11 protein-coding genes are annotated in these 13,977 nt (G+C 62.5%); 7 read left to right on the top strand and 4 right to left on the bottom strand.

Going from position 1 to position 13,977, the window contains the following annotated elements; translation table 11 throughout:
• Positions 1 to 48: 48 nt before the first annotated feature.
• Genes ACOY6C_RS02630 through ACOY6C_RS02620 form a run of 3 tightly spaced genes read left to right on the top strand, consistent with a single transcriptional unit; the run spans position 49 to position 2,130 of the window.
• Positions 49 to 300 (top strand): hypothetical protein, encoded by a 252-nt coding sequence (locus ACOY6C_RS02630; protein ID WP_420903928.1) that lies wholly within the window; start codon positions 49 to 51, stop codon positions 298 to 300.
• A gap of 40 nt (positions 301 to 340) precedes the next feature.
• Positions 341 to 1,357: a lipopolysaccharide heptosyltransferase I gene (waaC, locus tag ACOY6C_RS02625; protein WP_420903927.1), complete on the top strand. Its 1,017-nt coding sequence runs from the start codon at positions 341 to 343 to the stop codon at positions 1,355 to 1,357.
• A complete protein-coding gene (locus ACOY6C_RS02620) occupies positions 1,354 to 2,130 on the top strand; it encodes a glycosyltransferase family 2 protein (protein WP_420903926.1) in 777 nt (258 codons plus the stop codon). Before waaC ends, ACOY6C_RS02620 begins: the two co-directional genes overlap by 4 nt.
• On the opposite strand, the gene ACOY6C_RS02615 is transcribed toward ACOY6C_RS02620, so the two are convergent.
• Positions 2,097 to 3,254 (bottom strand): glycosyltransferase family 4 protein, encoded by a 1,158-nt coding sequence (locus ACOY6C_RS02615; RefSeq protein WP_420903925.1) that lies wholly within the window; start codon positions 3,252 to 3,254, stop codon positions 2,097 to 2,099. The genes ACOY6C_RS02620 and ACOY6C_RS02615 overlap by 34 nt on opposite strands.
• A gap of 87 nt (positions 3,255 to 3,341) precedes the next feature.
• Between ACOY6C_RS02615 and rfbD the strand changes: the two genes are divergently transcribed.
• Both rfbD and ACOY6C_RS02605 read left to right on the top strand, forming a co-directional pair.
• Positions 3,342 to 4,220, top strand: a complete 879-nt coding sequence (gene rfbD, locus ACOY6C_RS02610; RefSeq protein ID WP_420903924.1) for a dTDP-4-dehydrorhamnose reductase — start codon at positions 3,342 to 3,344, stop codon at positions 4,218 to 4,220.
• Positions 4,221 to 4,520: 300 nt separating this feature from the next.
• Entirely contained in the window at positions 4,521 to 5,027 is a 507-nt protein-coding gene (locus ACOY6C_RS02605; RefSeq protein ID WP_420903923.1) for a chemotaxis protein CheX, read from the top strand.
• Positions 5,028 to 5,082: 55 nt separating this feature from the next.
• Here the strand turns inward: ACOY6C_RS02605 and ACOY6C_RS02600 are convergent, their stop codons facing one another.
• The 3 genes from ACOY6C_RS02600 to ACOY6C_RS02590 form a co-directional block, all read right to left on the bottom strand.
• Positions 5,083 to 8,463, bottom strand: coding sequence for an ATP-binding protein (locus ACOY6C_RS02600; RefSeq protein ID WP_420903922.1), 3,381 nt, complete (start codon positions 8,461 to 8,463; stop codon positions 5,083 to 5,085).
• Positions 8,460 to 9,593, bottom strand: a complete 1,134-nt coding sequence (locus tag ACOY6C_RS02595; protein ID WP_420903921.1) for an ABC transporter substrate-binding protein — start codon at positions 9,591 to 9,593, stop codon at positions 8,460 to 8,462. The genes ACOY6C_RS02600 and ACOY6C_RS02595 overlap by 4 nt, the downstream gene beginning before the upstream one ends.
• Positions 9,594 to 9,858: 265 nt before the next feature.
• Complete coding sequence (locus tag ACOY6C_RS02590; protein WP_420903920.1) at positions 9,859 to 10,566, bottom strand: response regulator; 708 nt, start codon at positions 10,564 to 10,566, stop codon at positions 9,859 to 9,861.
• A 493-nt stretch (positions 10,567 to 11,059) separates the two neighbouring features.
• On the opposite strand from ACOY6C_RS02590, the gene ACOY6C_RS02585 reads away from it, so the two are divergent.
• Both ACOY6C_RS02585 and rsmA read left to right on the top strand, forming a co-directional pair.
• A complete protein-coding gene (locus ACOY6C_RS02585; RefSeq protein ID WP_420903919.1) occupies positions 11,060 to 12,994 on the top strand; it encodes a response regulator in 1,935 nt (644 codons plus the stop codon).
• 6 nt (positions 12,995 to 13,000) lie between these two features.
• Positions 13,001 to 13,822, top strand: coding sequence for a 16S rRNA (adenine(1518)-N(6)/adenine(1519)-N(6))-dimethyltransferase RsmA (gene rsmA, locus ACOY6C_RS02580; RefSeq protein ID WP_420903918.1), 822 nt, complete (start codon positions 13,001 to 13,003; stop codon positions 13,820 to 13,822).
• The last annotated feature ends 155 nt before the right edge of the window (positions 13,823 to 13,977 follow it).

The raw sequence follows: 13,977 nt of genomic DNA, 5'->3' as shown, positions 1-13,977 counted from the left end.
ACCTTCCCGCGAACATGGCCAACAACCGGTCGCCGGAGGCGACTTGTCTTGCAGGCAATTCGCCCTGTATCGTTGCCCAAAACCGGCAACGATACAGGGCACATGAGACGGCGCGCGCTGCGCGATTTTTCGCAAAAACCGCGAAAAATCGCTTGTCTTGAAAAGCGCGCGAAAAGCAAAAAATCAAAAGCAAATCAGAATCAACAAATCAAGACCAATTCAAAAACAAATTCAAAAACAAAGTCGCGGGGCGCCGCCCCGCCCCCGCCGGGGGCGATAATCGCCCCCCGTCCCCCGTGATGACTGTGAACCTTGGGACCGCCCCGTCCCCCGTGATGACATGAACCTCCTCCTGATCAAAACCTCCTCCCTCGGCGACGTGCTGCACACCCTCCCCGCCCTGCGCGACCTGCACCTCGCCCGCCCGGACATCCATGTCCACTGGGTGGTCGAAGAGGCCTTCGCCCAAATCCCCACCTGGGCCGAAAACGTCACCGAAATCATCCCCATCGCCTGGCGCCGCTGGCGCAAGCACCCCTGGAAAGCCTGGCAATCCGGCGAACTGCCCGCCTTTCTCACCCGCCTGCGCAACCAACCGTTCGACCTCATCCTCGATGCCCAGGGACTCCTCAAAAGCGCCCTGATCGCCCGACTGGCCCACGGGGATCGCCACGGCATGCACCACACCTCGGCACGCGAACCACTCGCTTCGGTTCTCTACCACTTCACCCACGAGATCCCCAAACAACAACACGCCGTGTCACGCCTGCGCCAACTGTTCGCCCAATCACTCGACTACCCGGAACCCCTCTCCCCCCCCGATTTCGGCCTCAATCCAGCCCGATTCACCCACCACACCCCCGAAAAACCCTACCTGGTGTTCCTGCACGGCACCACCTGGACCTCCAAACACTGGCCGGAATCCCATTGGCAAACCCTGGCCAAACTCGCCACCTCCTCCGGCATCGAAGTCGTTCTGCCGTGGGGCAACGAAAAGGAACAGGCTCGCGCCCACAGCATCGCCCAGATCGCACCCAACGCCTGCCGCGTGACCCCGAAACTCACCCTGACTGAACTGGCCAGCGAACTGGCCAGCGCCCGCGCCGTGATCGCCACCGATACCGGCCCGGCCCACCTGGCGGCGGCCCTGGCAGTGCCCACCGTGGCCCTCTACGGCCCCACGCCCACGGAACGGATCGGCATCGTCGGCGCCAAGGCCACACGCTTGATCGGGAACTGCCCCAAAGCCCCCTGCCGACGCCGGATCTGCCCCCTGCGCGACGATCCGGATCGCTGCATGCACACCCTCACCCCGGAGCAGACCTGGAAAACCGTGCAGGAGATCGCCCGCCCATGACCCGCCTCCCGCTCTCCTTGGTGGTGATCACCCAGGATGCCGCCACGCAACTCCCCAACTGTCTGACCAGCGTCCCGTTCGCGGACGAGATCCTGGTGGTCGATTCCGGAAGCCGGGATGCCACGACAACCATCGCCGAAACTCACGGCGCACGGGTGGTCCACCAGGCGTGGCTCGGCTTCGGACCCCAGAAACGGTTCGCGGTGCAAGAGGCCCAACACGACTGGGTGCTGTGCCTGGATGCGGATGAGTCGTTGAGCCCAGCCTTGCGCCAGGCCATTGAACACGAACTGTCCACCCCGCGTTTCACCGCCTACCGCTTCGCCCGTCGCAACCGTTTCCTGGGTCGCTGGCTGCGGCACGGCGAAGGGTATCCGGATTGGCAGTTGCGGCTGTTCCACCGCAACCACGCCCAGTGGCGCACGGATCCAATCCACGAGGGGGTGGAGGCGCAAGGAAAGGTCGGCACCCTGACCGGGGATCTTCTGCACGAATCGGCACAAACGCTGGAAAGCTACCTGGCCAAACAGAACCGCTATACCTCCCTGCAGGCGGAACGGTTGATCGCCGCAGGCAAACGACCCGGCGCGGCGCGGATCGTGTTGAGTCCTCTGCTGCGTTTTTTTAAATTTTACCTGCTGCGCCTGGGATTTCTCGATGGAACGCCGGGACTGGTGCATATCCTGATCGGTTGTTTCAACAGCTTTTGCAAATACGCCAAGGCACGGGAAGGGTGGATTCAGCAACCCGCACCCCGCGTCAACAACCCCTGATAAAGCTCCATCAGCCGCGCGCTCATCGTCTCCAGGCTCAGCCCGACCACCGTCTCCCGCGCTGCCCGACCCAGGGCGACACGATACGCCGCATCGTCCAGACTCTGTAAATTCCGCGTCAGGGTGGCCAGATCCAAGGCGTCGCCCAACAGACCGTTGACCCCGTGGTCGATCAGATCCACCGCCCCGCACTTGAAGGTGGTGACCAGCGGCAATCCCATGGCCATGGCTTCGAGCGCCACGTTCGGAAACGGATCGTACAGGGTCGGCAACACCACGGCATCGGCGGCGGCGTAACAAGGCACCACATCGCGCCGACCGCCGGTGAAAAGCACCCGATCGGCCACGCCCAGACGCCGCGCCAGACCCTCCATGCGACCCTGCGCCTTGTCACGCCCCACCACCACCAGCCGCGTCGCACGATCCAGCCCGGCCAGGGCGGTCAGCAGAGCCGGCACCCCCTTGCGCTCGAAACCCGATCCCACGAACAACAAAAGCGTCTCATGCGGGGCGATGCCCCACCCGGCGCGCGCCGCATCACGCTCCCGCGCCCGCGTCTCGGGATGAAACCGCTCCAGATCCACACCGCTGTAGATCACCACCAGCTTCTCCGGCGCGATCCGAAAACGCGCCAGAATCTCGGCGCGCACCATGCGCGAATTGCAGATCACCGCCTTGAGATCCGCATGCTCGAACAAAAGCCGCTCCTGGTTGAGCAGATGGCGATGAAACGGATTGATCCCATCCAGCCACCGGGCCACCCGACCCCGTGCCCGTCCACGCTGTTCCAGCCACTCGGCGTGAACCCCGTCGCCGGCACGGTAGAGATCGCAGCCGGGAATGCGCTCGTGACTCTGCACCAGGTCGAAACGACGCTCGGCCAGCCGCGCATGGACACAGCGGGCAAACGCCACATCCCGCCACCAGCGCCCCAGATGCCACGGATCGCAACGCACAGTTTCAAGGCCGTCGCACCCGCCCTCCCAACGCCGGGCGATCAGGGTGATCGCCACCCCACGGGCCCGCAAGGCCCCCATGGCCCGGTCCAGAAACCGTTCCGCACCGCCAAACGGCGTATGACGCTGACGAATCAACGCCAGCCTCATCTCGCGATCACCCGTCATGGAGAAAACCTTTCACGCGCTCTTTCCTTTTGAGATCAGGCAGGGTTAAATCATCGCCAGGAGTCACCCCAGCATGAAAGACCCTCCATGAAACTGCTCATCACCGGTGCCCAGGGCCAGGTCGGCCAGGAGATCGTCGCCCTGGCGGCCCAACGCAACCTCCACCCGATCCCCCTGGGCCGAAACGATCTCGACATCACCGATCCCCAGGCGGTCCGGGCCGCGCTCGAAGCCCACCGACCCGATCTGGCGATCAATGCCGCAGCCTACACCGCCGTGGACCTGGCAGAGAGCCAACCCGACGCGGCCTTTGCCGTCAATCGCGACGGCGCGCGCCACCTGGCCTCGGCCTGCGCGGCCATGCGCCTCCCCCTGATCCACCTCTCCACGGATTACATCTTCGATGGCCGTCAGTCTACCCCATACCGCGAGACGGATCCACCCGCCCCGCTCGGGCTCTACGGCGTGAGCAAATGGGAGGGCGAAGAGGCGATCCGCGCCCTCCTGCCCCATCATCTGATCATCCGCGTCAGTTGGGTGTTCGGGTTGCACGGCAAGAACTTCGTCAAGACCATCCTGCGACTGGCGCGGGAACGGGAGAGCCTGGCCGTGGTCGATGATCAGACCGGCGGACCCACCGCCGCCGACGACATCGCCCGGATGCTCCTGGAGGTGGCCGGGAACGCTCTCCAGCCCGGCTTCTCCGACTGGGGAACCTATCACTATCAAGGCGCGCCAGCGGTCACCTGGCACGCCTTCGCCCGGTTCATCGTCGCCACCGCCGGCGAACGGATCACGCTGCCGGTGCGCGAGATCCGCCCCATCCCCACCGAGGAATTTCCCACGCCCGCCCAAAGGCCGGCCAACTCCCGACTCGATTGCCAGCGCATTCACGACCGGCTGGGCATCGCGATGCCGGACTGGCGCCTGGCCGCGCGCACGCTGATTCCACGCCTGCTCGATTGACCGGCTGGGCATCGCGATGCCGGACTGGCGCCTGGCCGCGCGCACGCTGATTCCACGCCTGCTCGATTGATCCGAATCCACATCTTGGGAGAGGGATTGCCGTGCGTCCCCCTGTTCCTGGTCTGTCAAATTCTGAAAATCTTGTCATTCGCGCAAATAAACTGCTTGATTATTACATTTTATCCGACTATGCTGTTTCGAAATCCCGCCTGAATCATGAAATATGAACGGTAATTCATATAAAATATTTTCTTTTTATCAACAGATAAGATATGAATAATAGATCAGGGAAAACCGATCATGGAGACCATGCGTTCCGCCACCGATCCACACCTTCATCTGATCCGCGCGATCCGTGATACCATGCACGAAACCGCGTTGGCCTTTTTTTCCACCGATATCGACATCCAGGAAGGCCCGGCGATGATCCAGCGCGAGGGCAACCCCTTTCTCACTCCCCAGGCGGATGTCACCGCCATAGTGGCCTTTCAAGGTGGACTGACCGGTGGGGTGCATCTCTCCGCGCCCATGCACGCGGCGGTGGGTCTGGCATCCGCCTTCTGGGGCGAACCACTGGAGAGCTTCAACGACACCGCCCGCGACGCCCTCGGCGAGTTGACCAACATCATCGCCGGCGCCCTGAAAAGCCGCATCAACGACGACATCAGCCTCACCCCGCCCAAGGTGCTGCAAGGCGAGGAACGAACGGAACGGCAACCCAACACCCAGGCCAGCACCCGTTGCTACTTCATGACCACCAACGGTCCGTTGTTCGTCGAGGTGTTCCAAGATCGCGAGGAGGCATGACGACACGGCCAAACCGGGCCGGCAGGCTCACCGCCCCATCCGTTCGCCCCTCTCCTCACCGTTCCAACACCACCCCCAACCGCTCGGCCAGGGCTTGCAGTTCAACCCGCGCCACGGTGAATTCGAGCCGATCGATCGCCTCTTCCAGGCGTTGACTCTCTTCCCGCCTCCCCAACATCGACACCAGAGACTCCATCAGATCCTGGGAGGCCAAATCCTGACGCGCCAGCAGGAGATCCATCTCCCGCATCATCGTGGTCACCCACGCCCGATCCAGCGGGGCCTGGGAATCGGGATGCGCCGCGTCGTGCTGGACCTCCTCGCGGTCCAGCTCCCTCAACCAGAGCCGGATCGCCTCGAAGGTGCGCTCCAGGCTCTCTTCCAGCCGCTCCAGACCGCCCCACCATGCCGTGCCAGACTCCTGCTTCAAAACGAACTCGAACGCCTGAGCCGCGTTGAAGAGCGTCATGGCGGTCAAATTCCCCGCCGACCCCTTCAAGGCATGCACCCGTTTTCGCGCCTCCGCGACCCCTTCGGGACTCCCGTCCTCGAGCATGCCGCGCAGCGTTCCGGGCAAACCATCGAAATGACGCAGAAACTCCCCAAGCAGGGAGCGCAGCAGCCCCTGTTTATGGTTGATCCGATCCAGAAGCCCGGCCCGATCCAGAAGCTCGTCGGATCCCTCCGCGCGCCGCGCGCCGCGGTCCGCCCCCTCCCAGGCACGCGCCGACCGCACGAAGCCATGCCGCGACGGAAGCCACTCCCGCAAGACGGCAAGCAGCTCCGTGCGCCGGATCGGCTTGCTGATATGGCCGTTCATGCCGGCATCCCGTGTCGCCCGTTGATCCTCCTCCAGCGCATGGGCGGTCATGGCCAGGATCGGCAAGGTTTCAAAACGGCCATCCGAACGAATCAACCGGGCCGCGGCCAGACCGTCCATCACCGGCATCTGCACATCCATCAACACCAGATCGTAGGAGCGGGTGGAGACCATCTGGACCGCCTCCTGGCCATTGTCGGCCATCTCGACCTCGATCCCGAAACCGACCAGATTCTCCTCGGCCACCTGTCGATTGATGAGATTATCCTCGACCAGCAGCACCCGCGCGCCAGACAGATCTCCCACCAGATGGTTCGGATCCGGATCATGAGGCACGACACCTGCATTCCGGATCCGTTCCGGATCGCAAAGCTCCAGGATCGCCGCGAACAACCGGGTACACCCCACCGGTTTGACCAGCCTGATCTCCCCTTCGGCGCCGAGGATCTCCCCTTCCGGTCCCTGCCCGCTCCCCACCAGTCTGAGCACCCTGCCGGCGCCTTCGCCGTCGAACAAAACGCTCCGGAACCGGTTTTCCAGCTCCCGATCCGCCCACTCGGGCATCTCGTCATCCAGCACCGCCAGACGAAACGGTCGATCGATCCCCCTGGCCCTGGCGTGGCCGATCCGCGCCAATGCCGCCTCCACGCTCGCCACGGCCACCACCGAGGCCTGAAACTGTCGCAGCATCCCCTCCACGGTGGCGCGCAATCCCGGATGGGCGATCACCACCAGCACCGCCAGCCCCCGCCATTCGCGTGGCAAGAGCAGATCCATCGCGTCGGCGATCACGGCGGGCTGGAAACGGGCGATGAAATGGAATGTACTTCCCACGCCCGGCTGGCTCTCCAGCCAGATCCGACCGTTCATCATCTCCACCAGCCGCTTGCAGATCGCCAACCCCAGACCCGATCCGCCATGCGTGCGGGTGACGGAGAGGTCGGCCTGGGAAAAGGGTTGAAACAGACGTCCGGCCTGTTCATCGGTGATGCCGATGCCGGTATCGCGCACCTTGAAATGCAACTGGATCGGCACCTCGCCGGCGTGGTGGAGCCGGCGAACCGACACCTCCACCTCGCCCCCTTCCGGAGTGAACTTCACCGCGTTGCCGATCAGGTTCATCAGGATCTGTTCCAGGCGCAATGGATCGCCATGCAGGGAGGTTTGACACACCTCGGTCACGGAGAACAGGAGCGTGATCCGTTTGCCCGCGATCTGGACCCGAAACAGCTCGATGAGATGGTCGAACAGCTCGCGCGGTTTGAAGTCGATGTTGTCGAGTTCCAGGCGTCCGGCATCGACCTTGGAGTAGTCGAGCAGATCGTTGATGATGCGCAGCAGCGAGCGTGAGGCGTGGGAGATCTTGCGGAGGTAGTCGTGGACCTTGGGGGAGAGTTCCTGGGCGAGGGCCAGATCGGTCAGACCGATCACGGCGTTCATCGGCGTCCGGATTTCATGGCTCATGTTGGCCAGAAAGAGGCTTTTGGACCGATTGGCCTCCTCGGCGGCGGCTCTGGAATTGGAAAGCTCGCGGGTCATCTCCCGGAGATCGCGTCCCATGCGGTTGAACGTTTCGGCCAGCTCGCCGATCTCGTCGCGGGTGGTGACAGGGATCGAGGTGTCGAAACGGCCCAATCCGATGGCATCCATGCCCCGACGCAACTCGATGATCGGAGCGGCCAGACGGCGGGAAATCCGATAGGCCAGGCCGGTGATGATCACCAGCAGCAGAAACAGCGGCACCAACGCCTGATGCAACGCCCGCATGACAGGATCGTGCAGCATGGCGGCGGTCAGCGGAAAGGCCATCCGGAACTGCATGGCATGATCATCCCCTCCCAGCCGGACCTCACGGGTGAGCATCCCGTCCATCTCGCCCAACGTCAGAACGCCACCCCCATCGAGGGGTTCGAACCCCCTTCCCTTGGCGATGAACAGACGCGCCCCTTGATGGCCCCAGACGCGCAAATCAATGATGTGGCGTAAAAAATCGGCCAGATCCCCATGGATCAGCACCACCCCGGCCAATTCGCCGATCTCCGGATCCCGCTTGGGGATGCCGGCCAACAGGGTCCAGCGTCCATCGACCATCCGGAACGGTCCCCGAAAGCGCAACGCGCCCACCGGGCCGTGGATCAGATCGGCATGCAGGGCCCGCGCCTCGGCGTAATAGGGATCGGTCCCGGTATAATCGGTCAGGTTCACCGGATCGCGCAGCCGCCGGTTGTCCGCGACCGCCACCCGTTCCACGCCGCGACTGTCGAAATAGCGGATCGACAGAAACAGACCGCGATGGGCGGAGGCGACATGCAGAAAATTCCGCTCCACATTCGGTTTGATCAGCAGTGCCTTATCTCCCCAGGCCTGGAGCATCTCATCGAGCCCGGAAAGCCTCTCCAGGATGCGCAGGGCGCTCTCCAGGGGGATCACCACCCCGCGTTCGAAGCTATCCGCCGCCTCGTCGAGGGCGTGTCGGGCCGCCTGTTCCAGCTCTTGTTGGATCTGCCGCTTGACGATCACGAACTGCGCGGTCCCGAAGATCAGGATCAACACCACCCCGACCCCCACGAACCAGGCGAGCAGCTTGTGAAAGATCGAGCGGCCCAGCGGGATCATGGCGCGACCGGATGGCGATCCAGGGCCACGGAGCGATCGATGAACTCCTCGATGCCGGGCTGGCTCTTGAGCCGGCCCTCGATGCCGAGCTGGCGAGCGCGGGTGCGGTTGACGATCAGGGCGCCACGGGATGGGGCCACCGGCGGCATGGTGGCTGGATCCATCCCCTCGGCCAGAATCCGATGGGCCATGCGCACCGCCTCGTAGCCCTGTTTGTAGCCGGAGTCATCGGCCACGCACAACACCCCCTCCTCCACGAACTGCTTTTCGTCCCCGATGTCGGGTTTGGCGATGTTGCGCAGATACCAGGCGCCCAGGGCCAGTTGATCGATCGGTCTGCCCGTAGCGTCGCGGATGGTGTTGTGGTTGGTGAGATAGATGGCATCCACCTGGGCGGCCAACGCCAGGGCACCCTTTTTCCAGGCGGTTTCGTCGTTGGTGACCACCGTACCCCCGAGCTTGACCGGCAGTTTGCCGGTCTCCTCGAGCCGGTGCAGCTCCTTGATCTTGGCCAGACTGGTCTCGGAGTCATCCGCCAGCACCCCCAGGGTACGGATCCCCGGCACCAGACGCAGCAGGAACTCCAACCCCTCGCGCATGTAACCGGGTTGATAGATTCCGGTCACGTTGTGTCCCGGATGGGCGATGCTGTCGAGGAGTCCGTATTTCAGCGGCCAGATGTTGATCCCCCAGAAAACCACAGGGATGGGGGTATCCAGATAGTGGGAGCCGATCAACCGGGCGGCGTTGTCGTCGCCCAAAAGCAGGAGATCGGGAGCGAAGGCCTCGGCCTCCTCGAGAACACGACGGGCGCTCGCGACCATTTCGTCTGGTGCGCTCTTGCGCTTGGTATCCATCCAGAGCTTGCGCAGCACCGCCCGTGAGGTTTCGACCCGATCCTCGCGCAAGAACCGTGCGATCTGGGCCTGCTGGTCGAAATACCCCAGCTCCAGCAGCCCGTGATGCACCCCGCGCTGGGTATCCTGGGACCAAAGGTATTCGCGATGGTAGCTGCTGATGATAAGGATGCGGTGTTTACCGCTGGCGTGGAGAGGGGGCTGAAACGGAACCAGGAACGCAAGGAGCACGAACAGCAGACCGATCCATGATGCGATGCGTCTCTCATCCATCCTGGTCACTCCCCCATGTCGTTTCAGATCTCGATAGAAATGTTCATGACTTCCGAGCGTCAGAAGTCGCCATTCCGGATCGTTTTCGAGCCATTCGCAGGTCAGTGGGAAATGACCCACCCCGTTGAATGGTCGCGGACATCGGGTCACCCCCTCGCATGAGAAGCGATCTTGAAAATCCGCAAAACCTGCCAAAGAGTTTACACGTCACATCCAAGGATTGAAAGAAAAAATACCCAGGAACAACACAATCATTAATGACGACTCATTCACGTTCCGAAAGAAACTGATAGCCGACGCCATGCACGGTGACGAGCATGCGTGGCATGGCGGATTCGTTCAGTTTGCGACGCAGGCGGTTGACCATCACGTCGATGGTGCGATCACTGGGCATCCAGTCGCGGCTGCTGACCGCTTCCAGGAGTTGGTCACGGGTGAAAACCCGACCGGGCTTGCGCACAAACACCGACAATAAAAGATATTCTCCGTTGGTCAAAGGGACCACCTCGCCCTCCGGGGAGGTGAGACGACGCCGTTCGGTATCCAGGGTCCAGCCGTTGAAGAGGTGTCGGGTGATGGACGCATCCTCTTCCCGACGTTGCTTGCGGGTGCGTCGCAGCAGGTTCTTGACGCGAATCAGAAGTTCGCGGTCGTTGAAGGGTTTGACCACATAATCGTCCGCGCCGAGTTCCAGGCCGATGATTCGATCCACATCCTCCTTGCGTGCGGTCACCAGGATGATGCCGATCTCGGAGCGCCGGCGCAGGGCCCGGGTCAACGAAAAGCCATCATCATCGGGCAGATTGATATCCATCAACACCAGATCGATGGCCTGTTCTTGCAGGATCTCCCACATGGCGGCGCCGTTTTCGGCCCGCGAGACCGCATACCCCTCCTTTTCGAAACAGGCGGCGAGCAACTCCCGTGTCACGGTGTCATCCTCGACGATCAGCAGATGCGCGGCTCCATTCATGACAATTTGTTACACTCCGACCACCATGTCAAGACAATACCCTCCATGTGTATGACCAAATAAGACTCACGTCAACCGGACAATCATTCCAATCAGTCTATACCCACCCGGATTGAACAATCAAGATTACTCACCAGTTCGAACGCCCCCTCCTTTGAATTCGTTTGATTCGAACGGGAGAAACGGTTTTTCATTTACAATATGTTAACATTTATGCCGTGCCTGCCCCAGGCCGAGCCCCGGAAAGACGCGAACCCCACCCCATCCCGACAATCACGACAACCCCATGGCGTGACAAAAAATCGTCTTTCCACACACCAATTTTTCCGCAATCGCGAAAAACGTGGTATCGTACATGCAACACACCGCACGAAACAGATGCGATTCAGGACACCTGAACCCAAATTGGCATGATGGGGGGAGATCCCCATCACCCCCGGACCATGGACCCCCCGAAGTTCCACGGTCAAGAGAGGCACGGAATATCAACACCATGGATGAGACGCTCATCGCCCTGGTCGTAGACGACAACCTGATGGAACGGACCCTGTTGTCCGCTCTGCTCAAGAAAATCGCCCGCTGGACCATCACCCCCATCGCCTGCGCCACCGTGGACGAGGCGATCCGACAGGTGGAGCGCCACGGCGACCCGCACTTGGCCTTCATCGACTATCGACTCGACCACGAATCGGGCATCGATCTGATCCGCCGCCTCAAGGGGATGGGCAGCCGGGCGGGATGCATCCTGTTCACCGGCACGGAGGGGGACGAAGCGCTTCTGGAGGCGGTGCGGGTGGGCGCGGACGACTATCTGCGCAAGAGCGAACTGAGCATCGAGGTGCTCAACCGGGCCATCCATCATGTGCTGGAAAAATGTCGCAGCGCCCGCAACCTCGAAGCCGCCTTGAGCGAACTCCAAAAGGCCAAGTCCCTGCTCGAAAAACGGGTCGAAAGCGAAGCGGAAAGTTTGAGCGAAGCGCGGGAACGGCTCGATGCCATCGCCTCGGCGGCCCTGGATCCGATCATGATCCTGGATGCCCAGATGCAGGTCACCTTCTGGAACCCCGCCGCCGCGCGGGTCTTCGGCCACACCCCGGAGGAGATCCTGGGCCGGTCGGTCCTGGAACTGCTCCCCGCCAGCGAGTTCGCCACCCGTCTGCAAAACAGCTTCAAGGGGTTTGGCCGCACCGGCAAGGGAACGATGATCGGACGCGTGACCGAATTCGTGGTCAAACGCAAGAACGGCAAAAGCTTTCCAGTGGAAGCCTCCAGTTCGGCGATCCAGATCCGCGGCGCCTGGCATGTGGTGGTGATCCTGCGCGACGTCACCCGGCACCGCAAGGCCGAGGCCGCCCTGCGTCGCGCCAGCGATGCCGCCCAGCAGGCCACCCGGCTCAAGGATCAGTTCGTCTCCCTGGTGGCCCACGACCTGCGCGGTCCGTTCACCTCGATTCTCGGCTTCCTGGAACTCCTCGACAACGATCCCAAAAATCCCCTGAGCAAAAAACAGAAAGGGTATCTGAACTGGATCACCGAGAGCAGCGCCAAGATGCTCGACCTGATCAACGAAATCCTCAACATCAGCCGTCTGAAAACCGGCAAGATCGTCCCGGAACCGCGCTTCTTCAACGCCCGCTTCTTCGGCGACAAGTCCCTGGACTCGATCCGTCCCATGGCCGACCAGAAGGGGATCGAACTCCTGAACAATCTGCCGGAGTCGTTCCGTCTGCATGCCGATCCGGCCCTGTTCGGCGAGGTGCTGCACAATCTGCTCACCAATGCGGTCAAATTCTGCAACCGCGGCGATCGCATCACCCTGTTGCGTCCCAACGGCAAACCCTCGACCCTGGCGGTGCTCGACACCGGCGTCGGCATCCGCGAAAAACGCATCCCCAAACTCTTCAGCCTCGAGGAGAAAACCTCCACGGTCGGCACCGCCGGCGAACACGGCACCGGTTACGGACTCCCCTTCAGCCGCGACCTGCTGCGCGCCCATCACGGCGACCTGACCGTCGAATCCAAGGAGGGGATCGGCAGCATCTTCTACGCCCAACTGCCGGAAGTGGTGCCCAAGGCGCTCATCATCGACGACGACGCGGAGTTCCGCCAACTGCTGGTGGCCTTTCTGCATCAGGAGGGGGTGCGCACCGTGGAGTCCACCGATGGTCTGGATGCCCTCGCCACCCTGCAATCCAACGTCTGTCACCTGATCATCTGCGACGTGCAGATGCCGAGTCTGGACGGCTTCGGATTCCTGAGCCGGGTGCGCGAAGATCCGAAAACCCGCCAGATCCCGGTGATCCTGGTGACCGGCGACAACGCCATCGAAACCCGCGAAACCGCCTTCCGACTCGGCGCCAACGACTTCATCACCAAACCCTTCTCGCCGAATGAGTTCATTCCGCGCGTGCGCCGTTTCCTGGGATAGAACACGATGCACGCCACCGGCCACACCCACTTTCCCCAGGCCAAGAAACGTCTGGGACAACATTTTCTCGCCGATGAATCCATCGCCCAGGAAATCGTCGCGGTTTCTGGCGCCGGCCCCAAGGATCGGGTGGTGGAGATCGGTCCCGGACCCGGCGCCTTGACCGTCTGGCTGCTGCGCGCCTGTGGCCAGGTCTGGGCGATCGAATTCGACGCCACGCTGGTGCCGCTGCTGGAGAATCGCGTCAAGGGGTTGGGAACGCTGCATGTGGAGCGTGCCGATGCGTTGCGGGTCGATTATCGGGCGCTGGCCACCCGATTGGGTGGCCCCCTCACCATCGTGGCCAATCTTCCCTACAACGTCGGCACGCCCATCCTGATGCATCTGGTGGAACAACGGGAGGTGATCGCCAGCATGACCGTGATGTTGCAAACCGAGGTGGCGGAACGGCTCGCGGCCTCTCCCGGATCCAAGGCGTATGGCGCGCTGTCGGTGATGTGCGGAATGTGGATGTGCGTCGAGCCGTTGCTGGAGGTGCCTCCCGCCGCCTTCCGTCCGCCTCCCAAAGTCCACTCCACGGTGATCCGTCTCATCCCCCGCCCGGCCCCCCTGGCCGAAACGCGGAATCTGGGACGCTTTTCCCAGGTGGTGCATGCCGCCTTCGGGCAGCGCCGCAAGGTGCTCGCCAATGCCCTCAAGTCGATCCACCCCGAGTCGCGCGACTGGTTGACCCGCGCCGGGATCGATCCGGAACGACGCGGCGAAACCCTTTCGATCGCGGAGTTCGCCCATCTGACCAACGTGTTGGACGGATTGACCGGGACATGACCCATCGATTTGGAATGGGAAGAGAGAGACCGGTTCGGGATGGTCACTCCGAAGGCCGACTCGGAAGGGAAAGCTGACTCGGAAGGGAAAGCCGACTCGGAAGGGAAAGCCGACTCGGAAGGGAAAGCCGACTCGGAAGGGAAAGCCGACTCGGA

The sequence above is a fragment of the Candidatus Magnetaquiglobus chichijimensis genome (assembly GCF_045865675.1).
GTDB classification, from domain to species: Bacteria; Pseudomonadota; Magnetococcia; order Magnetococcales; family Magnetaquicoccaceae; genus Magnetaquiglobus; species Magnetaquiglobus chichijimensis.
The sequence above is the reverse complement of the archived record's forward strand: the minus strand, read 5'-3'. Positions and strand labels throughout refer to the sequence as shown.

What these genes read in the sequence shown, in the direction of transcription:
- waaC (WP_420903927.1), top strand. Translation starts at nt 341, where the DNA reads ATGAACCTCCTCCTGATCAAAACCTCCTCCCTCGGCGACGTGCTGCAC.
- ACOY6C_RS02620 (WP_420903926.1), top strand. Translation starts at nt 1,354, where the DNA reads ATGACCCGCCTCCCGCTCTCCTTGGTGGTGATCACCCAGGATGCCGCC.
- ACOY6C_RS02615 (WP_420903925.1), bottom strand. Translation starts at nt 3,254, where the DNA reads ATGACGGGTGATCGCGAGATGAGGCTGGCGTTGATTCGTCAGCGTCAT.
- rfbD (WP_420903924.1), top strand. Translation starts at nt 3,342, where the DNA reads ATGAAACTGCTCATCACCGGTGCCCAGGGCCAGGTCGGCCAGGAGATC.
- ACOY6C_RS02605 (WP_420903923.1), top strand. Translation starts at nt 4,521, where the DNA reads ATGGAGACCATGCGTTCCGCCACCGATCCACACCTTCATCTGATCCGC.
- ACOY6C_RS02600 (WP_420903922.1), bottom strand. Translation starts at nt 8,463, where the DNA reads ATGATCCCGCTGGGCCGCTCGATCTTTCACAAGCTGCTCGCCTGGTTC.
- ACOY6C_RS02595 (WP_420903921.1), bottom strand. Translation starts at nt 9,593, where the DNA reads ATGGATGAGAGACGCATCGCATCATGGATCGGTCTGCTGTTCGTGCTC.
- ACOY6C_RS02590 (WP_420903920.1), bottom strand. Translation starts at nt 10,566, where the DNA reads ATGAATGGAGCCGCGCATCTGCTGATCGTCGAGGATGACACCGTGACA.
- ACOY6C_RS02585 (WP_420903919.1), top strand. Translation starts at nt 11,060, where the DNA reads ATGGATGAGACGCTCATCGCCCTGGTCGTAGACGACAACCTGATGGAA.
- rsmA (WP_420903918.1), top strand. Translation starts at nt 13,001, where the DNA reads ATGCACGCCACCGGCCACACCCACTTTCCCCAGGCCAAGAAACGTCTG.